Raw genomic sequence first — 21,070 nt, forward strand, 5'->3', positions numbered from 1 at the left:
CGTAGCCCCTACACGGCGATAGCGTCCCGCGCAGCTAACCAACAGTCGGCCGATATCCGCCAGTCGTTGGTTAGCAGCGCGGATCACGTTCGAAGCATCAGGTGTCGCTTCTCGAAGAAGACACAGAGATGTCGTCGTACTTTCTGCGGGAACTGAGTCGAATACCGTCCGAGCGTGGGGAACCGCTCGCCGTCGGTGGGACGGCGAGCGACCGTCGCCACCGCCGGCGACTGTCCCCTGCTCCCACTCGTCGTGTTAGTGTAGCAGTTTGCTGCCGAACTGCATCTCGTATGACTTCACCGTGTCGATGGCCTGTTCGCGGCGCAACTCGTCGAAGGACTTCCCGTAGCAGTCCTGTGCGATCTCCTCTCGAGTCATGTAGTCAGACGGACCAGCCCCGTCGGTGAACGGCTGCCGGTTGTAGATCGCCTGAACTGCCACGGCGCGGTCGGTGCTCAGTTCGTCGAAGTGCGAATCGAACTTCGCGTGGGCGATGTCGTCGGGACTGTACGCCGGGTCCGACGGTAAGTCGCCGAACTGTTCGTCGTAGGCGTTCTGGGTCTCGATGGCCTGTTCGCGGCTCAGTTCGTCGAAGGACTTCCCGTAGCAGTCCTGTGCGATCTCCTCTCGGGTCTTGATGTCCGACGGGTGGGTGCCGTCGGGGAACGGCTGGCGCTTCGCGATGGCCTCGACGGCGATAGCGCGTCGGTCGCTCAGTTCGTCGAGGTGCGTGTCGTACTTCGCGTGTGCTATCTCGTCCGGCGTGTACTCCGCCGGGTCGTTCGAATCGTCGGCGGACTCGATGGCGATCGTCGCCGTCGCCGAGTCGTCGTCGGTGAAGACGCCGTGTTCGTAGTCGCCGGTGTCGAGCCCGCTCGTGTCGACGTCCTCGAACGTCACGGTCTCGGCGTCGCCGCCATCCAAGGTCAACTCTTCCGAGTCCAGCGTCTCGTCGGACTGCAGGGTGCCGTCGCCATCGGTGTCGAGGCGGAACTCGACGTCCTGCGTGGCTGCTTCGTCACCGTCGTTCGTGACTTCGGCGGAGACGTCGACGGCGTCACCCTGCGTCGCACTGGCGGGCGCCTGCAGGTTCGACACCTCGAAGTTCGCCGGGTCTGGGTCCGGTTCCTCGACTGCGTCGACGGTAATCGATGCCCCGTCGGTATCGGTCACCGTGTAGGACTCGCCGGCTTCGGTCCCGAGTGCGTCGACGCTGAGTCCGACATCGCTGGAGCCAGCGCTGTCGCCGCGGACGGTGACCGTCGCGATGGTGACGCTCCCGCTATCGGACGTATCGGCTAGTGCGGCCTGTACGTCCACGGAGCCACCGTCGCCGTCGATGGCGACGTCGGTCGTCTCCGACGACGGGTCGCCCCGGACGCTCACGTCGGTTATCGAGGCGACGTCCGAGTCACCGAGGCTGACGCTGAAGTCGTACGCCCCCACGCCGCCGTCGGCGTTCTCGACGACCACGTCGTAGGTCGTCGTGTCGCCGGAATCGACAGTCGCACTACTCGGCGCTAGCTGGACCGCGGTTTCCAGATTCGGCGTGGACTCGTCGGACTCCTCGATAGTGATAGTCGCCGTCGCCGAGTCGTCGTCGGTGAAGACGCCGTGTTCGTAGTCGCCGGTGTCGAGTCCGCTCGTGTCGACGTCCTCGAACGTCACGGTCTCGGCGTCGCCACCGTCGAGCGTCAGTTCCTGCGAGGTCAGTGCCTCGTCGGACTGGAGCGTGCCGTCGCCATCGGTATCGAGGCGAAACTCGACGTCCTGCGTGGCATCTTCGTCACCGTCGTTGGTGACCTCGGCGGAGACGTCGATGGCGTCACCCTGCGTCGCACTGTCGGGGGCTTGCAGGTTCGATACCTCGAAGTTCGCCGGGTCAGGGTCGGGATCCGGGTCCGGATCAGGGTCCGGGTCAGGGTCGGGGAGTGCTCTGACGTTGAGCGACGCGTCCGCGCTCTCGCTCACGGTGTAGGACTCGCCGGCTTCGGTTCCGAGTGCCTCGACGCTGAGTCCGACGTCGCTGCTGCCGGCACTGTCGCCGCGGACGGTCACCGTCGCGATAGTCACCGTCCCGGTCTGGTTCGTGTCTGCGAGCGCGACCATCACGTCGACTTCGGACCCGTCGCCGGCGATAGCGACGTCGGTCGTCTGGTCGGAGGGGTTCCCCTCGACGGTCACGTCCGTTATCGAGGCGACGCTCGGGTCGGCGAGACTGACCGTGAAGTCGTACGCCCCGACGCCGCCGTTTGCGGGCGTCACGACCACGTCGTAGGTCGTCGTCTCGCCGACGTCGACGTTCCGACTACTCGGGGAGAGGCGGACGTTCGTTTCGGGTGCCGGGTCGGCGTCCTCGTCGGCGGACTCGATGGTGATCGTCGCCGTCGCCGAGTCGTCGTCGGTGAAGACGCCGTGTTCGTAGTCGCCGGTGTCGAGCCCGCTCGTGTCGACGTCCTCGAAGGTGACTGTATCGCTGTCGCCACCGTCGAGCGTCAGTTCCTGCGAGGTCAGCGTCTCGTCGGACTGCAGGGTTCCGTCGCCATCGGTGTCGAGGCGGAACTCGACGTCCTGCGTGGCTGCTTCCTCCCCGTCGTTCGTGACTTCGGCGGAGACGTCGACGGCGTCACCCTGCGTCGCACTGTCGGGGGCTTGCAGGTTCGACACCTCGAAGTTCGCCGGGTCTGGGTCCGGTTCCTCGACTGCGTCGACGGTGATCGAGGCGTCGGTCGCCTCGTTCACGGTGTAGGACTCGCCGGCTTCGGTCCCCAGTGCCGAGACGGTCAGGCCGACGTCGCTGCTGCCGGCCGCATCACCGCTGACGGTGACCGTCGCGATGGTGACGCTCCCGCTATCGGACGTATCGGCCAGCGCGGCCTTCACGTCGACGGCGGACCCGTCACCGGCGATGTCGACCTCGGTCGTCTGGTCAGAGGGGTCCCCCCCGACGGTCACGTCCGTTATCGAGGCGACGCTCGGGTCGGCGAGACTGACTGTGAAGTCGTACGCCCCGACGCCGCCGTCGGCGCTCTCGACGACCACGTCGTAGGTCGTCGTGTCGCCAGCCTCGACCGTCGCGCTACTGGGCTGGAGACTGACCGTGGTTCCGGGTCCCTCTTGCTGTTGTGGCGCCGCGATCTGCAGCGCGCCGCTCGGGCCGACGCCGACGGCGGCACCGCCGATACCGACCGTCACGACGAGTGCCGCTATCGCGACGACGAGCACGCTCTTCGTCTCCAGCACCGCGGGGATGCTCGCTCGCACACTAGTTCACCTCAGTGAACAGCTTTTGTACGTCGACCACGTCGACAGTGCCGTCGCCGTTGAAGTCGAAGTTCTCGGGGTTGTTCTGGACGGTGTCGCTCTCCAGATTGGCGAACAGGGCCTGCACGTCGACGATGTCGAACACTCCGTCGCCGTTGACGTCCTCGTAGAGGCCGTCGTCGTCCGGGTCGGACGGTGCGTTGGCGAAGTCGCCGACGGGTGGCAGACTCGCATCTTCCACGGTGAGCGTGGCCGTCGCGGAGTCGTTCTCGGTGTACACGCCGTGGGTGTACTCGCCGGAGTCGAGACCGCTCGTGTCGACGTCCTCGAACGTCACCGTCGTGGACGCACCGGGGTCGAGAGTCACGTCCTGACTCGCCAGCGTCGTCCCGTCGACGCGGAACTCGACGGTCTGCGTGGCGGTCTGTTCGCCCGTGTTCTCGACGGTCGCCGAGACGTCGATGACGTCACCTTGGGTGACCGTCACGTCGGTCGGGCTCAGGTTCGAGACCGCGAAGTTCGCGGGTTCGGGCGGCGCTTCGACGGTCACGGACGCCCCGTTCGTGTCAGTCACGTCGTAGCCGGTGCCGCTCTCGTCGAAGACCAGCACTGCGTCGTTGCCGTCGGACGGTGCGAGAGTCAGCCCGGCGGTCCCGGCGCTCTCGCCTTGGACGGTCACTTCGGCTATCGTGACGCTGCCGGTGTCCGCGGTGTCCCGGAACGCGTACTCGACGTCCACCGACGACCCGTCGTCGGCGACGTCTATGTCGGAGCTTCCGGACCCGAGGACCGTGGCACTCGTTATCGTCGCGACGCTCGTGTCGTCGACGGCGACGCTGAACTCGGCGGCTCCGACGCCGCCGTCCACGCCGTCCACGACGACGTCGTAGGTGACTGCCTGCCCGGTGGTGACCGTCTGGTCACTGGGCTGGAGACTCACCGTCGTCTCCGGTGCCGGTTCGGGTGGCTCCTCGATAGTTATCGTCGCCGTCGCGGTGTCGTCGGGCGTCGCCACGCCGTGGGTGACCGTCCCGGTCGAGAGGCCGCTGGTGTCGAGATTCGTGAACTCGACGGTGGTCGAGGCCCCGGCGTCCAACTGCACGTCCTGTGAGGCGACCGCGCTCTCGTCGGCAATGGAGTCGTCGCCGTCAGTGTCGACGCGGAACTCGACGGCCTTCGTGGCGGTCTCTCCGCCGGTGTTCTCGACGGTCGCGGAGACGTCGATAGTGTCGCCCTGCGTCGCGCTGGCGGGCGCCTGTAGGTTCGACACCTCGAAGTTCGCCGGGTCAGGTGCCGGTTGGTCACCGACGACGTTCAGCGTCGCGTCGTTCGTGCCGGTCACGTCGTAGCCGGTGCCGCCCTCGTCGAAGACCAGCACACCGTCGTTGCCCGACGCAGGTTCGAGACTGACGCCGGTCGAGCCGTCACTGACGCCCTGAACGGTCACTTCGGCTATCGTGACGCTGCCGGTATCTGCCGTGTCCCGGAACGCGTACTCGACGTCGACGGACGACCCGTCGTCGGCGATATCCGTGTTGGTCGCCCCGGAGCCGAGGACCGTGACGTCGGTAATCTCGGCGACGCTCGGGTCGTCGACCGCCACGCTGAACTCGGCGGCCCCGACGCCGCCGTCAGCGCTGTCCACGACGACCTCGAACGTGGTGGTCTGACCGACATCGACGCTCGTGTCCGCCGGAACGACGCTCACGGTCGTCCCGCCGGCGGCCGCTGCGAGCGGGGCCGCTGCGGAGACGACCACCAACAGCGCGACCGCTGTGACGACGAGGTGCCATCCGCGGCCGGTGTCCGATAGTCGGTCGACAGTCATCGGTTACGCCGTCACCTCGCTGAAGAGCGCTTGCGCGTCGCCGACGTTGATCACGCCGTCGCCGTTGAAGTCGTACGCTTCGACGTAGTTCTGGACGGCCGCCGAGTCGCGGTTGCTGAACAGCGCCTGTGCGTCCCCGACGTCGACCGAGCCGTCGCCGTTGACGTCCTCGTAGAGGCCGTCGTCGTCCGGGTCACCGGGGAGCAGGCCGTCGCCGTTGACGTCCGGCGGGGTGAACTCTATCTCCGCCGTCTCGTTGTCTGCGACCGTGAACACGCCGTACTGGCGCGGGCCGAGGTCGGCGTCCGACGGCACGGAGAAGGTGAACGTCACCTGGTCCGTCGCGCCGGCCGCAATCGTCTCCTGTTTGGTGACGACGGTCTCTAAGTCACCGTCGGCGTCGGCGTCGATGCGGAACTCGACAGGCTGGGTGCTCTCGACGCTCCCGTCGTTGGTGACGTTCGCCGTGACCGTCATAGTGCTCCCGACGGCCGCTTTATCCGGCGCACTGAGGTCGGAGACGAGGAACTGGACCGCCTGCACGTCGAGGGATGCACCGTTGGTGCCGGTCACGTCGTATCCCTGCCCGCTCTCGTCGAACACGAGCACCTCGCTGTTGGTGTCGGTCGGTTCGATAGAGAGGTTGGCGGTGCCCGCGTTCATGCCCTCGACGGAAACCGTCGCGACGACGACACTGCCCGTATCGGCGGTGTCCGCGAACGCGTACTCGAGGTCGACCCACGAGCCGTCGGCGGCGATTTCTATCTCTTCGGTCGCGCTATCGTCGGCGACGCTCGCGCCGGTGATTTCGGCGGTGGTCGTGTTGTCGACAGCGATGCGGAGTTCGGCGGCCCCGACGCCGCCCTGTGCGTCGTCCACGACGATGTCGTACGTCGTCCCGATGCCGACCGCAGTGGTCTGGTCGGTGGGTTGGAGGCTCACCGTCGTCTGCTTGGTCGGCGGTTCTTCGATGGTGATCGTCGCCGTCGCGGTGTCGTCGGGCGTCGCCACGCCGTGGGTGACCGTCCCGGTCGAGAAGCCGCTGGTGTCGATATTCGTGAACTCGACGGTGGTCGAGGCCCCGGCGTCCAACTGCACGTCCTGTGAGGCGACCGCGCTCTCGTCGGCAATGGAGTCGTCGCCGTCCGTGTCGACGCGGTACTCGACGGCCTTCGTGTCAGCCTGCCCGCCGGTGTTGTCGATGTCGGCCGAGACGTTGATAGTGTCGCCCTGCGTCGCGCTGGCTGGGGCCTGCAGGTTCGACACCTGGAAGTTCGCCGCATCGGGTGGCTGGACGGTGACGTTCACGAGGTCCGAGTCGGACGCGCCGTCGTCGTCGGTGACGGTGAGGTCGAACGTCAGCGTCGTCTCCGAGGTCACGTCCGGCGCAGTGAACGTCGGGGTGGCCGTGTCGGCACCGCTCAGCGTGACCCCGCTACTGGTCGTCTCCGTCCACGAGTAGTTCAGGGTCCCGTCGGGGTCGGTCGAGTTGGTTCCGTCGAGCGTGACCGTATCGCCAGACGTGACGGTCTGGTCCGCACCCGCGTCCGCGGTGGGCGGGACGTTAACCTCTTCGACGGTGAGCGTCGCACTCCCGACGTTGTTCAACGTGTACCCGGACCCGTTCTCGTCGAAGACGACGAGGTTGCCGGTCTGGCTGTTCTGGACGACGTTCACGTCAGTCGAACCGTCCGCGGCCCCCTGCAAGGTCACCTCGACCATAGTGACCGCACCGGTGTCGGGGCTGTCGGCGAAGGCGTACTTGACGTCTGCTGCCGCCCCGCCGCCGGTGATGTTGTTGTCGGTGACGCCGGGGGAGTGTAAGACTGTCACGTCCGTGATGGTCGCGACGCCCGGGTCGCTGAGTACGACACCGAGTTCCGCGGCACCGACGCCGTCGTCAGCGTTGGCGACCCCTATCTGGACAGTCGTGTTCTCGTCCGGGGTGATGGTGTTGTCGCTGTCTGTAATCGATACCGTCAGGTCTGTGGTCGTCGCTGCGCTAGCGAGGCCAGCCGTCGTCCCGAGGACGACGATCGCCGCTAGCAGGAGACTCAGACCCTGTGACCGCGATGGGTTCGTTAGTCCGCTTGATGTCATTGTGTCGATTTTCGTGTCGTTTCGTTCCGGAGCCGATGCGTGAGTTCGTGGTGCGAGTGAGACGCCGGTCCGGCGGAGACAGCGTGCCTCTGGAGTGACGCCGGGGCGAGGTGGAGCCGAGGCTGATCAGGCCTCCAGTCCGTTGGCGAACAGCGCCTGTGCGTCCCCGACGTTCACCGAACCGTCCTCGTTGAAGTCGAACGCCTCCACGTTGTCCTGCACGACCGGGTCGTCGGAGTTCGCGAACAGCGCCTGTGCGTCCCCGACGTTCACCGAGCCGTCACCGTTGACGTCCTCGTACTTGCCGTCGCCGTCCGGGTCCGTCGGCGCGTTCTCGAAGTCACCGATGGGACCGGGCCCGTCGGCGAGTTGGAGGATAACGTAGTCCGAGGTCGGACCAGTGTCGCCGTTGGGCTCCTCCACGTAGGCGACGAAGTAGTTCTGACCGCCCTCGGCGGTGGAGTTCGTCAGCATGACGTCCACCGTCGCCGTGCCGGTCGAGTCGGTCGTCGTCGAGTAGTACTGGACGTCGACCGCCTTGTTGGCCTCGTAGTCCTCGATTTCGTAGGGGTCGGGGACGTTCGAGAGGTTCAGTTCGCCCTCGATGCGGAGGAGCGTCACGTCCGCGTTCGCGGGCGCACCGGAGATGCTGACGGTCTGGTTCTCGTCGAACACCGTCGCCGCGGTGTGCCGGTCGGACAGCGTCGTCGCGGACAGCGAGACGTCGTCGACGTCGATGCTCGGCGGCGACTCGTCGGTGTCGTTCAGCACCGTGGCTTGTGACCCGCCGGCACTGCCGTCGCCGACGAGCGTCGCTTCGTGCATCCCGGTCGACTCCGCACCGACCGAGACGGTGCCACCGGACAGTTCGAGGCCGGAGACCGGACCCGCGGCCTGCGAGCCGAGGGTCGTGCTACTGATGCTGGTCGGGTCGTTGTCGATGGAGAACGCCATCGTCTCGCTCGGTTCGAAGCCCGAGAGCGTGACGACCAGACTGTCGTAGCCCGCGCTGTTGTTCTGGCCGTTGTGGAAGTTCGTGTACTCGACGCTCTCGACGGTGACGTCGCCGCTGTCGAGCACGAACCCTTTCGCAGCGCTGTCGCCAGCGGTGCCGTTGGGGTCGAACACCATGTCCGGCAGGACCGTCTCGTTCAGGTCTATCCGAACCGTCGTGATGCTCGTGTCACCGGTGTTGGTGACCTGATACGACCCGGAGCCGTAGGTGCTCGCCTCGATACCGCTGTTCGGCGTCACCGCCACGCTGGCGCTGGTGTTGCCCGTAGCCGCGGTGGCGTCGTACTCCAGAATGACCGTCTGGGAGACGGTTCCCGTCGCGACGGGACCGTCCTGCACGGCGGCTTGGTAGTAGTTCAGGTTCGTCGTGTCGAGCGTGACCGGGACCGTGGCCTGCCCGGTCGAGTCGAGCGTGACCGTCTGGTTGCTGACGACTTCGGCGTTGTCGGCCTCGTAGGCGTCCACGTCGTAGCCGTCCGACGGCGGTTCGCTCGCTTCGATGGTGAGCAGATTCACCGTCGCGCCCGCGGGTCCGCTCAGCGTGAGGTTCTGCTGCTGGTCGCTGACCGTCGCGGCCTCGTGAGCCGGGAAGTCGGTCGCGCCGAGCGTGACACCCTCGACGCCGAGTACGGGTGCGGTCGAGGACGTGGCGCTCACGTTGGCCTGCGACCCGCCGGCGGAGCCGTCGGTGTACAGGTCGTTCGAGACGGTCCCGCTACTCGACGAGACCGTGACCGCGGAGCCCGAGAGTTCGAGGCCCGAGACCGACCCGGCGCCGCCGGTCGTGGAGGCGCCCTTGATGGTCGTCGGGTCGATGTCCGTCGAGAACGTCACCGTCTCGCCGGCCTCGAAGTCGGTGAACTCCAGCGTCAGCACGTCGTAGCCTTCGGCGTCGTCGACGCCGTTGTGCGGTTGGCTGAACACCGTCGCGGAGTCGGTCGTGACCACGCCGACGCCGTCACCGGACTCGCTGTCGATGACGACGCCCTTCGCCGTCGAGTCACCAGCGGTGCCGTTGGGGTCGAACACCGCGTCGGGAATCGCGCTCTCGCTCAGGTCGATTTGGACCGACGAGATGTTGTCATCACCGGTGTTGGTGACGCTGAACGACCCACCGGAGTAGGTGCTCGCGTCGACGCCACCGTTCTCGGTGACCGTCACGTCGGCGCTGGTCCCGGTCGGTGCCGGTTCGACCTCTGTGACCTTGATAGCGGATATCTTCGCGTTGTCGTAGGTCGCCTCGAAGTCGATGTCGAGTTGGCCGTCGGTGACCTCGACCGTGTAGGTCTTCTCGGTCGCGTTGAGCGTGCCGACCTCGGCGAAGATGTCGAAGTTCGTGAACTTCTGGTCGTTCTCGATGCTCCCGTTGAACAGCCGGTCGTTCTCGTTCGTGCCGTCGCTGGGCCCCGAGGAGTCCGGCGAGTCGTTCGGCGAGACGCCCTGATAGATTTCGGCGAACTTCAGCGTGACCTGATAGGTCCCGTTCTGGACCGGCACGTCGTAGCCGAACGGGTCACCGTAGCGTTCGGTCGTGTACAGCAGGTCGTCGTCGGTGTTGTTTATCTCCGTCGTGGAGTCGATACTGTAGGTGCTGCCGGCGGTGAAGTTCTTGTCGGCGGCGTACACCGTGCCGTCGGTGGCCGTGTACTGGTTGCCGCCGGAGTTCACCGCGAACACGACCTCGCCGGTCGCGGTGTCGGTGTCCTGCACCGTGACGTTCACGAGGTCCGTGTCGTAGTCCTGCCCGTCGGAGACGTTCACTTCGAAGGTGAGCGTCTCGTCACTGCTGACCTCCGGCGCGGTGAACGTCGGTTCCTGTGCGTCGTTGGCGCTCAGGCTCACGTCGGGGCCTGCCGTCTGGGTCCAGGTGTACCCGAGTTGGTCACCGTCCGGGTCGGAGGACCCGGTGGCGTTGAGCGTGACCGACGTGCCTTCGTCGACCGTCTGGTCGTCGCCCGCGTCGGCAATCGGTGCCTGGTTCGCGGGGGGCGTCACGTACTCGGCGGAGATGTCGGTCCACGTCGCCGGGAACGTCGAACTCGCGCCGTTAGACGTCGAGATGACACCGACCGCGAGGCCGCTACCGTCCGAGGTGTCGAGCCAGCTCGCCGGAATCGCCGCCGTTCCGATGTCCGTCGTCTGGTTGTTGACCTCGTAGGATGCGTTCAGCGCGACTTCGTCTTCGCCGTTACCGGGAAGCGGGTCGAGCGTCGGGTCGACCGTCAGGTACAGCGTCGTGTCGTTGCCCGTGACGGCGCTGTCACTGACGACGTTCGGCGAGGTCTGATGGGTGAACGAATCGTCTTCCTCCTGAGCGAACTCGATGCCGCCGTTGCCGCCGTCGGCCGCGACGACGAGTTTCGAGTAGTTCGACTGGTCACCGGTCCCGACGAATATCCCGGCGGACTGGAAGTCCTCCGGGTTCTCCGGGAACGAGGCGACCGTCGTCTCGACGGTGAACGGTTCGTCCGGCGGGTTCACGCCGAACTGGAACGCGTACTGCTGGGTGTTCGTCGTCGAGAACGCGTCACCTTGGGGCACCTCTTCGACCGTCAGGACCTCGGCGGCCCCGCCGACGGTCATCTTCGAGGTGTTGTAGAGGTCCTGATAGTCGTCCTGACCGTTCGTCATCAGGCCCGTCCAGCCCTGCCCGGAGTCGTCGTTGAGCGCTGCGTTCTCGCCGAACAGGCTCAGTTCCGAGAGGTCGTGCTGGACCGGGAGGGTCGTCGTGGTCCCGTCGTCCGGGTCGACGGCGAACGGGTCGGACGTGTCGGGCTGGCCGTCGTTGTCGTCGTCCGGGTCGTTGACGTTCGACGTCTTGTCGTCGTCGAAGTCGGCCGGCGTCGACGCCGACGAGCAGGGGTCCGACCCCGCGTCTAGCTCGTCGGCGTTGTCGTAGCCGTCGCCGTCTTCGTCGAGCGTCGCGTCGTCGGCACCCGTACACTCGGTTCCGCCGTCAGTGCCGTTGTAGTCGACCGGTTCGAAGATGGTGACGTCGTTGCCACCGTGGTTGGCTGTCCAGAACGTCCCGGGGAACTTCTCGTCGTCACCGACCGTGTCGAGACCCAGCGGACCGCCGGTGTTGCCTATCGTCTCGACGTTGGTGACGGTCGTCCCGTCGGAACTCAGTTCGGCACGCTCGACGTCACCGCCGAGTTCGACCTGCAGGAGGTCGCCGTCCATCGCTCCGCCGAAGTTCGAGGCGGTGTACTCGTCGGTCGCACCGGTCGGACCGAACAGGACCTTGTTCCCGTTCGTGTCTTCGAGCGTGTTCGCGCTCCCCGCGGGCGCTCCCGGGTCGGGCGAGTTGCTCGTCGGCGGGATGTAGTCGGCCTCCACCGGGTTCACCATGCTCGACGGGACCGGGGAGTTCGACGCGTTGATGTCGAAGATGACGTTCCCGTTTGCGTCGTAGATGTCCGCCTGCGTGGGGTTCGCACGGATGGGCGCCGCGTGCCCGCCGTAGTCACCCTCGTCCACCTTGATGAGTTGGTCGCTCGTCGAGAAGCTCCCGTCCTCGTTGGGGTGGTTCGTCACGTTTTCGGCGTCAGCGACGATGTTGCCGTTCTCGTCGGCTGGCTGGCCGCCCCAGCCGCCGTTCGGCCCGTGGTCGCCTGCATAGACCTGACCGCTCTCGGTCACGACGAGGTCGTAGGGGTTCCGATAGCCGGGCGAGTAAATCTGGACCGGGCCGCCCTCGACGAGTTTCGCCTGATTGATGCCGTCGTTCCCGCCGAACGGCAGGTCGTCACCGTCCGTCGCGTCGTCGTTCTGAATCGTCGGGATGGCGTAGTAGAACGACAGGTCGGGGTACGACTGGGTGCTTCCCTGTGGGTCGTAGTTCTGGAGGTTCTTCGCCGTGTAGTTGGCCTCGATCTGTGCGAGGTCTATCTCGAGGATGGCGCCCGACAGCGCGTACTCCGGCGTGTGGCCGAAGTTGTCGCCCGGTGCGCCCTTGTTGGTGTGGCCGCCCTGCGCGATGTACAGGGTGTCTCCGTCGTTGGAGAGATCGACGCCGTTCGGCGAGTGGTTCTCCTCGGAGCGCGGTAGCCCGAGGACCATCACGTCGTGGTCGACGTTCGAGATGTTCTCGTTGGTGTACGACAGCGTGAGGCGTGAGAGCGCCCCGGAGTTCGTGTCCGTGTCGTCGTCGTCAGTGCCGACGTCTATCGATGGGTCACTCGACGTGACGTAGACGACTGGTTGGGAGGCCGTCCCCCCGACCGTGAGGCCGGTCACCTGCCGGTTGTTCTCACCGGTGTTGTAGTTCCCGAAGTCGTCGTGGTTCGGGATGTCGTTGATGGCGTCTATCTGCTCTACGTCGGTCGCTTGATAACTGTTCTCGCCGGTTCGATTGATCTCGACCGCGTAGAGCGTCCCGCCTTGCGTCGAGACGTACAGGCGGTTGTCGGGGCCGAACTCTAGCGCGGTCGGGTTGCCTGCGCTGAAACCCTGTAGCGTGCTCTTGGAGAAGTCAGGGTCAGCGGAGCTAACGCCCTCGCCGGTCAGGTTGACCGTGACGGGCGAGTTGGTCCCGCTGTGGCTGACCTCCATCGTCGCCTCGTGGATGGCGACCTGATCCGGCGAGTAGGTCACGTTGACCGTCGTCGACTCTTCGGGCGCGAGCGTGACGCTGCCCGAGAAATCGTGCGAGAACTGACTGGCGTTCGCCCCAGTCAGCGTGACGCTGTCGATGGTGATGTCCGGGTGCGAACTGTTGCTCGCGTTCCCGAGGTTCGTCAGCGTCACCGTGTCGGTTTCACTGTTCCCCGTCACGACGCTGCCGTAGTCGACGCTGTCGGGCGACGCGCCGAGTTCGTCCGGTTGCGGTTCAGTCGGGACGATTTCGACGGCCGAAATCTTCGCGTTGTCCACCTCGGTGATGAAGTCGACGTCGAGCGTTCCGTCGGATGGCGTCACCGTGTACGACTTCATCGTGCCAACGTCGTGGCCGACGTCGGCGTAGATGTCGTAGTTGTTCAGCACCTGCTCGCCCTCGATGGTCACGTCGAACTCACGGGCACCCGAGGAGGTTGCGAATATCTCGGCGAAGTACAACCGGACCTCGTAACTCTGTCCGGCAGTCACGTCGAAGTCCCATTGCTGGTCCCCGTAGCGTTCGGACTGGAACACTTCGGACGGCGTGCTGTCCGGAACAGTGCTATCGAGCGTTATCGTATCGCTCGTGCTGAACGTACTCGTACTCCCACTGACTGTCACCCCCGTCGTCGACCCGGGTGGTGTCCAGTCGGCGCCGCCGTCGATCGCGGCCACCGTCGACCCACCCGCGTTCACGCGGTACAGTGAGCTATCACTCGCAACCTGATACTGGACTGGGTTCGCTTCCGGTGCAGTCACGAACGCCCCGGCGGTGCCGCCGGCGACGATCGACAGTACTGTGAGTACTGATAGTGTGACTGCCAGCGTTTGCCGTTTGAGACTTCTGTCTGGCATCGAAGCTACCGTCGAAGGATAGGTATCTTAGAATAGGCCGCCTGAAAGCCAGTCAGAGACCGGTTTCATAGGATTAGAACGCTGATAATTTCGCATCACGAATCCGTGTATCCCACTCTCGTGTAACGAAACCGGTTGCTTACAGGCGGGTTACGCAGCACAACGTGACGTCTCGCTACCACTCTTTCCCAGTCACTAGTCACGTAGTTATCAATCTATCACCGTCCTGCGGTCGGCCACGGCTGGAGTCGTGACGTCGGTAGGACGTGCAACGGCGGGTGTGGTGTGGCCGGTCGGCGAATTAGCCCCGGACGACGCGTCGACGATTCCCCCGCTACACCCGAGTATGCCCGTAGCGGCACGACTATGTGTCATCTGAGCGAACGGAATCCCATGGAGTACGAGATACCCCACAAACCGTCGTACGCCCAGTTGAACCTCTCGCTCGAACCGGGGGAGTCGGTCCGAGCGGAAGGCGGTGCGATGGTCAGCCACACTGCCGGCATCGACGTCGAGACGAAGGCTGAAGGGGGACTCCTGAAGTCACTCTCCCGGTCGGTGCTGGGCGGCGAATCGTTTTTCATGAACACGTTCACCGCCTCACAGGACAGCACGCTTCGTCTCGCACCGGCACTACCGGGCGATATCCAGCACCACGAACTCGACGACGAGACGCTGTTCGTCCAGTCGACGTCGTTCGTCGCCTCGGACCCGGCGATCGACGTCGACACGGAGTTCGGGGGCGGCAAGACGTTCTTCGGCGGGGAAGGCCTGTTCCTGCTGACGCTATCGGGAACCGGGCCCGCGTTCATCGCCAGTTACGGCGCCATCGACGAACTCACCGTGACGAACGGCGACCCCGTCGTCGTCGACACCGGCCACATCGTGGCGTTCGAGGAATCGCTCGACTTCGACGTCCAGAAGGTCGGCGGCCTCAAGTCGACACTGTTCAGCGGGGAGGGCCTCGTCTGTGAGTTCCGCGGCGAGGGAACCGTCTGGACCCAGACGCGAAGCCCGGACGCCTTCCTCTCGTGGTTGATTCCGAAGTTGCCGACCTCCAGCAGCACTTAGTAGCGTCGCTATCCGCCGCGTTTGTACGGCCGGTCGTCGGACCGGTATCGAAATGAACGACAGTAATCGTCAAGAGTGGGGGCCTAGCTAACCAACAATCGCGCGAATAGGGGCGGTTCTGTTGGTTAGCTCCAGGAAAGTCGCTCTCGCTACACTCGGGTTCGAACCGCAAGTCGGCGTTCGACCATCCCAGTGCAATCCCGCGTTCGACGACGTCTCGAACACATCGATACAGGTGTCTCCCCCACCCCATAATCGGCCGCGCTGGATACACTTCGATAGAGGGGTGTGTATCGCTGATTGGCCGGGCAGGCACCCCCCTGCAGGCGCCGTTCTGCGAGTGCGGTTCGTCCCGGTTTGTAGACGATAGAAACGTCGAATTGGAGGAGTATAGGCCATTTATTGCGAGAATACATATCGATAGGGGTGTGTCGATGGGGTCGGCGGGTAGCGCAGCCACATCGGCGAACGCGTGGTTCGATTCGCCGGTGAACACTTCGATAGAGGTGTGTGCGGCGGGCCGAGGGCTACCCCTCGTTTCGTAACTGCGCTTTCACGACAGACGCCACCTCGTCCTGAGACACCATCTCGATTCTGGAGTCCTCGCGAAGCGTCTCCAGAATCGTCGCCGGCGATTCGCCGAACTGGAACTCGAGGAACATCCCCGAACTCGGGCCGTGGCTCCGACGTTCGAAGTCGACGAGCGAGTACGTCGTCAGCTCTTTCATCTTGTTGACGTACGTCTCCTGGTGGTACTGGTCGGCGTCTATCGAATCCGTCAGGAACTGGTAGACCTTGTAGCCGGTCGTACTGCGTGCCGCACCGCTGTTGGACTCCGCCGCGACGGCGGCCGTCGCGTAGAGACAGAGTTTCTTCTGGGTGCTGATTCCGCGGACGACTTCGAGAACCCGGTTCTTCTCTACCTTGTCCTGTGCCTCGCGGACGTGTGCTTCGTTGACGCGTTCGTCGCCCTCCCGTTCGGCCAGTTCGCCGGCGACGCGCATCAGGTCGATGGCCTTCCGGGCGTCGCCGTGGGTCTGTGCCGCGAACGCGGCCGCAAGCGGGATGACGTCGTCGTCGAGGACGTCGTCGTAAAAGGCGTCCTGCCGTCTGCGGAGAATCGCCTGCAACTGGTTCGCGTCGTAGTCCCCGAAGTGGACGTCCTCGGGCGTGAACGAACTGAGCGCCCGACTCCCGACCGACTCCATCATCTTCGTGTCGTTCGATATCGCGACGACGGAGATGAACGTCTCCAGTTCGCCGTCTGCGCCCGCGCGCGAGAGTTGATACAGAAGGCGTGAGAACGCGGGATCTTGCTTGTCCCGCCGACCGACGAGCATATCGAGTTCGTCGAGGACGAAGACCAGCGAATCGAAGTTCTCGTCGACGATACGGAACAGTTCGTCCCACTTCTCCTTGGTCGCCACGCCGTGTTTCGGGACCTGTACCTCCACGCCAGCCTCGTCCGCAGCGCGGGAGACGAGTTCGTACACGGCGACGCCAAGCGTGTCCAGATCCTGGCAGTTGACCTCTATCGTCCCGAATCGGATGTCCCGCGGTTCACAGATCTGGCTGATGTTCTTACAGACGGCCTTCGTGATGAGCGACTTGCCCGTTCCCGATGGGCCATACAGGAAGAGATTCGGGGGCCGGTTGTCGCCGAGTGCGACCCGGAGCATCTTCGTGACCTCCTGTAACTGCTCGTCCCGGCCGACGATACGGTCTTCCTCGACGACGTAGTTCGGGTCGAGCAACGTCCGCTCCCGAATCAACCCCTCCTGTTCGTCGAACTCGAGGAGCATCTCCTCGATAGACTGGGACTCGGACTGGGTTTCGAACTCCGTCTCGGACTCCGCTGTCTGCCCCTCGGTGTCGACGGGAGTCTGGTCGGCGTCGCTTGCAGACGGTGACACTCCCGAGGACTGGTCGTCCCGTGTCACGTCGTCGGCCGAGGACCCCGGCCGATCTCGGGAGTGTTCGGAGTCGTCTGTGTCCATACGTGACCCAAACACGGGCGTACCAAAAGTGTTGGCACCTCCATCGAAGTGTGTTCTACCTGCGGAACGGTTCTATCTCGGAGATTCACCGAGTTAGTCAGGCGTGGCTAAGAGAGAGGAGAACGGCTGACGAAGTGTTTCGGACGCCGAAGAGAGATGACAGCAGGGACAGACACACCCCTCTATCGAAGTGTTCGAGCGAGAGGTGGGGAGGGGGGAGCAAAGCGTTGCCGAGAGAACTCGAGAGCAGCGACGGACATAGAGAGACGGCCTACTCGCCGAGTTAGCAAGAGAAGGTGTCACACACCCACTGCCGACGGTTGCTGTCGATTCGGTGTTCCCTTCTTCTTCTAGTCTAGCTAGAACACTAGACACACACACACCCCTCTATCGATGTGTTCGAAGTGTTCGAACACCGCTCTCCGAACCGGGCTATCAACGCTACGGGCATCGGCCGTCACGCTCCGCATAGTCAGCCGTCTCACCGCTCGAAACAGGTGATATCGGGCAACGAAGCCCCTCTCGATAGGACTGTCTCTGTCTCGACCGCCGTGTTGTCTCTCGTACCGACGGATGGAACACATCGATAGAGGGGTGTCTGTCTCACGTCCTCGTTTGAGGCCCAATGTCTCCTCTCGATGGACGCCTCGAAGATACACACTCTGTCCGGATGGCGCGAAAACACATCGATAGAGGGGTGTGTACCCGTCTTCGGGACCTGCCGAATCCGACCGCTCTCTCGCGGGTTGCTGGCCACGGCAGTGCTGAAACGCGATCCGACGAGGAACCAGTTACTCGAATCGAAATCGTCCACTGGTTTCTCTCGTCTCGACCTCTTCGCACGAAGCGCTGCTGTGGGAACGGCTTCAGGGCCTCGTTGTTTTCGCGTTTCGGCCGCCCATCTACCCACTCGTGTCCACCCACCTATCCACTCACGTCCACCCACCTATCCACTCGACAACGGACAATCGCCACTAGTTGCACCGACGCTCCGTTATTTCTCCCTCAAAGCCCCGACGAAAACGGTATCCTACCCTCGATATTTTTGTTAGAGCCGTCTGCTCGAAAAACGGCTCCGACGACGCCTATTTGATCGACGACGAATGAAAACGAACGTCCATCTCGCCCCGTCGAAGAACGGATCTCCGATTGACGGAGCGAGTGATAGATATCCGTCCGTATTCAGATAGAGATGGCAAAGCGAGGACACGGCTACCGACATATTCGCCACCGGTGACAGCGACGTCGTCTCCCGTCTGCCCAGTCGCGGCCGGCAACGGTTGGAGACTCGGACTCTCGGCTCACCGTCACTGTTTCTTGAACCGTCCCGGGCGCGTACTAACGTCAGAGTATAAGACAGTGGTGTCCGTACACAGAACCAGCGGTGACCGGAGACACTCAGAATGACGTACACGCTCGAAATCAGTGACGAACTCAGGGAACGACTCGAAAGCCACCTAGAGGAAGACGAATCTCTGGAGGAGCTCATCGAGGAGCTGGTCTCGATGTACGAGACAGAGGGGACGTTTCTGCAAGAGGGGTATTCGGAGTAGCGCTCCGCTACGATTCGTAGGCCGCTGTCACGGGCGACCAGTCGTCGTAGACATGGCGGTGACAGCTACGGGGCCGACAGATACGTCTCCTGCGCTCGATGAGCCGCCAGCATCCGCTCAATCGTCGACAACGGACGACGTCCCGTTCACGGCGTACCAGCCGGATATTGCGAGAAGCGAACCGAACAACCCGGCGACGACGTCTGCGAGCTCGAACGCCCGTCCCGGAACGTAGTTCTGGAGCTGTCCGCTGACGAGACTGAGGAGCGTCGAGACACAGACCGCCAGCATAGCGGCCTCCCGATCGGACCACCGGCCAGCGGCGACTGCGTCGGCAACAACTACCGCGTACGCGCCGTGGCCGACGAGATGCAAGAACTTGTCCGGACCGATTCGCTCCCACTCTGGCCGACGCTCGATCGGGGAGGGAACGAACGCGGCGAGACAGAGCACGAGCGTCGAGACGACAACCAGTGTCCACCGAGAGTCAGCGTACCGAGAGCGCATACTGTATTTCTGTTCCGAACCGGTTTGAACTTACTGGGGGCGGGGCGGGTCTTTGTACCGCTGTTCGGCGTGGCGTCAGTCGTTTCTGTGTGGTGAGAATTGACGGTCTACTCATGGGCGTCCACAACCAAGACATCGGTATGTACGAGAACATCCTCGTCCCGACCGACGGAAGTGACGATGCAGAACGTGGCATCGAATCGACCACGTCCGTGCTTCGCGGACTGCCACACGAGGTGATTCTGGAGTACGCCGACGACCACGACATCGACCTCGTGGTGATGGGCAAGCGGGGCGCGGCAGGCGTCGAAGCGCCCCACATGGGGTCGGTCACTGACCGAGTCATCCGGGCGGCGGAGGTGCCGGTCGTTCCGATCTGATGAACAGGCAGCAGCACTCGCGGTCCGCGCCCGCCGAGTATCCTCTGTGACGCGTGGCGCTGATCTCTGCCAACCGCTTAATAAGCACTCTCCCCTAGTCTGCGGTATGACAACTCTAGACACGGTGGCCAAAACCGTTCTCAGACGCCGCTACCTTCGCCAAGACGAGAACGGGACAGTCGTCGAGACGCCAGACGAACTGTTCCACCGAGTCGCGCGTGACGTCGCGTCGGCCGAAGAAGCGTTCGGTGGCGACGTCGACGCCGTGGAGGAAGCGTTCTACGACGCGCTCAGCGGCCTCGACTTCCTGCCGAACTCGCCGACGTTGATGAACGCGGGAACTGACATAGAGCAGCTGGCCGCCTGCTTCGTGTTACCGATCGAGGACTCGCTCGACTCGATTTTCACCGCCCTCAAGCAGGCCGCACTCGTCCACCAGAGCGGCGGCGGGACCGGGTTCGATTTCTCGAACCTGCGTCCGCAGGGCGACGTCGTGATGAAGACGGGCGGTGTGGCCTCCGGCCCCGTGAGTTTCATGCAGATATTCGACAGTGCGACCGAACAGATAAAACAGGGTGGCCGGCGGCGCGGCGCTAACATGGCCGTTCTCGACGCGACACATCCTGACATCGAGCGGTTCGTGACCGCGAAGGCCGACGAGGGGACGCTACGGAACTTCAACCTCTCGGTGGGGACCGACGAACCGTTCTGGGAGGCCTACGACTCCGGTGAGCGATACGACCTCGTCAATCCTCGGACGGGGGCGGTCGTCGACCAGATGGACCCGACCGACGTCCTCGCCCGGATTGCCGAGATGGCCTGGGCCACCGGTGACCCCGGGATGCTGTTTCTCGACACTATCAACGAGCACAACCCGACCCCGGCTCTCGGCCGACTCGAAGCCACGAATCCCTGCGGTGAGGTTCCCTTGCTGCCATACGAAGCCTGTGTGCTCGGGTCGATCAACCTCGCGACCCACACCGCCGACGGCGAGGTCGACTGGGCAAAACTCCGCGAGACAGTCCATCTGGCCGTCCGGTTCCTCGACGATGCCATCGAGCGGTCCGCGTTCCCCGTCAGCGAGACCGAAGAGATAATGAACGCCAACCGCAAGATCGGACTCGGCATCATGGGGTTTCACGATATGCTCGTCGATCTCCGCATACCGTATGCCACCTCGGACGCCGTCGAATTCGGGCGCGACCTGATGTCGTTCGTCCACGACGAGTCGTGGGCCGCCTCCAGGGACCTCGCGGAAGAACGCGGCCCGTTCCCGAACTGGGCGGACTCGACACGAGAGCGACCGATGCGCAACGCGACGACGACGACTATCGCGCCGACGGGCACGATATCACTCATCGCCGGCTGTTCGGCCAGCATCGAACCGATATACAACGTCGCGTACACGAAGCACGTTCTCGGCGGTTTAGCGGTCGTCAACGACCGCTTCGTCGACATGGCGAAAGAGCGGGGGTTCTACTCGGAGGACTTACTGGAGGCGGTCCACGGTCGGACCTCCATTCAGGACGTCGAGGGGATTCCCGACGACGTGAAACCGCTCTTTCAGACGGCACACGACGTCTCCGGTGCCCACCATCTCCGCGTTCAGGCCGCGTTTCAGGACCACGTCGACAACGCGGTCAGCAAGACGGTGAATTTACCACGGTCTGCGTCTATCGGCGACGTCGAGGACCTGTTTCTCACCGCCCGAGACCTCGGGCTCAAGGGTGTCACCGTCTTCAGGAGCGGTGCCAAGAGCGAACAAGTGCTCGGTGACGACCCACGCAAGGAGCAGTGTGTGGGAGAGTGTGCGTACACCACTCCCCAACACTGATTCGCGGTAGCGTGGACCGACCGATGATACACGAGACGGCAGGACACGAGCGGAGGCGATACCATGCT

Annotated in this window: 10 protein-coding genes; 4 read left to right on the forward strand and 6 right to left on the reverse strand. The window is 64.2% G+C overall.

What is annotated here, in order from left to right; translation table 11 throughout:
• Positions 1-255: 255 nt before the first annotated feature.
• From G9465_RS19830 to G9465_RS19845, 4 genes are all read right to left on the reverse strand, one after another.
• Complete coding sequence (locus tag G9465_RS19830; protein ID WP_166973539.1) at positions 256-3,264, reverse strand: CARDB domain-containing protein; 3,009 nt, start codon at positions 3,262-3,264, stop codon at positions 256-258.
• 1 nt (position 3,265) lies between these two features.
• Positions 3,266-5,092, reverse strand: a complete 1,827-nt coding sequence (locus G9465_RS19835; protein WP_166973541.1) for a CARDB domain-containing protein — start codon at positions 5,090-5,092, stop codon at positions 3,266-3,268.
• 3 nt (positions 5,093-5,095) lie between these two features.
• Positions 5,096-7,192 (reverse strand): CARDB domain-containing protein, encoded by a 2,097-nt coding sequence (locus G9465_RS19840; RefSeq protein ID WP_166973543.1) that lies wholly within the window; start codon positions 7,190-7,192, stop codon positions 5,096-5,098.
• 126 nt (positions 7,193-7,318) lie between these two features.
• Positions 7,319-13,660, reverse strand: a complete 6,342-nt coding sequence (locus G9465_RS19845) for a malectin domain-containing carbohydrate-binding protein (protein WP_166973546.1) — start codon at positions 13,658-13,660, stop codon at positions 7,319-7,321.
• 393 nt (positions 13,661-14,053) lie between these two features.
• Here G9465_RS19845 and G9465_RS19850 point away from each other — a divergent pair, with 393 nt between their 5' ends.
• Positions 14,054-14,731, forward strand: a complete 678-nt coding sequence (locus G9465_RS19850; RefSeq protein WP_166973548.1) for a TIGR00266 family protein — start codon at positions 14,054-14,056, stop codon at positions 14,729-14,731.
• A gap of 527 nt (positions 14,732-15,258) precedes the next feature.
• Here the strand turns inward: G9465_RS19850 and G9465_RS19855 are convergent.
• On the reverse strand, positions 15,259-16,533 hold the full coding sequence (locus G9465_RS19855; RefSeq protein WP_229783130.1) for an orc1/cdc6 family replication initiation protein: 1,275 nt from the start codon (positions 16,531-16,533) through the stop codon (positions 15,259-15,261).
• A 1,598-nt stretch (positions 16,534-18,131) separates the two neighbouring features.
• Between G9465_RS19855 and G9465_RS19860 the strand changes: the two genes are divergently transcribed.
• Complete coding sequence (locus G9465_RS19860; RefSeq protein ID WP_166973553.1) at positions 18,132-18,281, forward strand: hypothetical protein; 150 nt, start codon at positions 18,132-18,134, stop codon at positions 18,279-18,281.
• 117 nt (positions 18,282-18,398) lie between these two features.
• Here G9465_RS19860 and G9465_RS19865 read toward each other — a convergent pair whose 3' ends face one another.
• The gene (locus tag G9465_RS19865) at positions 18,399-18,788 is read right to left on the reverse strand and encodes a VanZ family protein (protein WP_166973555.1); all 390 of its coding nucleotides are present in this window, start codon (positions 18,786-18,788) and stop codon (positions 18,399-18,401) included.
• Between the two features lie 140 nt (positions 18,789-18,928).
• Between G9465_RS19865 and G9465_RS19870 the strand changes: the two genes are divergently transcribed.
• Both G9465_RS19870 and G9465_RS19875 read left to right on the forward strand, forming a co-directional pair.
• On the forward strand, positions 18,929-19,168 hold the full coding sequence (locus tag G9465_RS19870; protein ID WP_166973558.1) for a universal stress protein: 240 nt from the start codon (positions 18,929-18,931) through the stop codon (positions 19,166-19,168).
• A gap of 106 nt (positions 19,169-19,274) precedes the next feature.
• Positions 19,275-21,002 (forward strand): adenosylcobalamin-dependent ribonucleoside-diphosphate reductase, encoded by a 1,728-nt coding sequence (locus G9465_RS19875; RefSeq protein ID WP_166973560.1) that lies wholly within the window; start codon positions 19,275-19,277, stop codon positions 21,000-21,002.
• The last annotated feature ends 68 nt before the right edge of the window (positions 21,003-21,070 follow it).

This window comes from Haloarcula sp. JP-L23 (assembly GCF_011602445.1).
Lineage (GTDB): Archaea > Halobacteriota > Halobacteria > Halobacteriales > Haloarculaceae > Haloarcula > Haloarcula pellucida.

Bases quoted from the DNA above. Each gene is read 5' to 3' on its own strand.
- G9465_RS19835 (WP_166973541.1), bottom strand. From the start codon at position 5,092: ATGACTGTCGACCGACTATCGGACACCGGCCGCGGATGGCACCTCGTC.
- G9465_RS19845 (WP_166973546.1), bottom strand. From the start codon at position 13,660: ATGCCAGACAGAAGTCTCAAACGGCAAACGCTGGCAGTCACACTATCA.
- G9465_RS19865 (WP_166973555.1), bottom strand. From the start codon at position 18,788: ATGCGCTCTCGGTACGCTGACTCTCGGTGGACACTGGTTGTCGTCTCG.
- G9465_RS19840 (WP_166973543.1), bottom strand. From the start codon at position 7,192: ATGACATCAAGCGGACTAACGAACCCATCGCGGTCACAGGGTCTGAGT.
- G9465_RS19875 (WP_166973560.1), top strand. From the start codon at position 19,275: ATGACAACTCTAGACACGGTGGCCAAAACCGTTCTCAGACGCCGCTAC.
- G9465_RS19850 (WP_166973548.1), top strand. From the start codon at position 14,054: ATGGAGTACGAGATACCCCACAAACCGTCGTACGCCCAGTTGAACCTC.
- G9465_RS19855 (WP_229783130.1), bottom strand. From the start codon at position 16,533: ATGCTCCTCGAGTTCGACGAACAGGAGGGGTTGATTCGGGAGCGGACG.
- G9465_RS19870 (WP_166973558.1), top strand. From the start codon at position 18,929: ATGTACGAGAACATCCTCGTCCCGACCGACGGAAGTGACGATGCAGAA.
- G9465_RS19860 (WP_166973553.1), top strand. From the start codon at position 18,132: ATGACGTACACGCTCGAAATCAGTGACGAACTCAGGGAACGACTCGAA.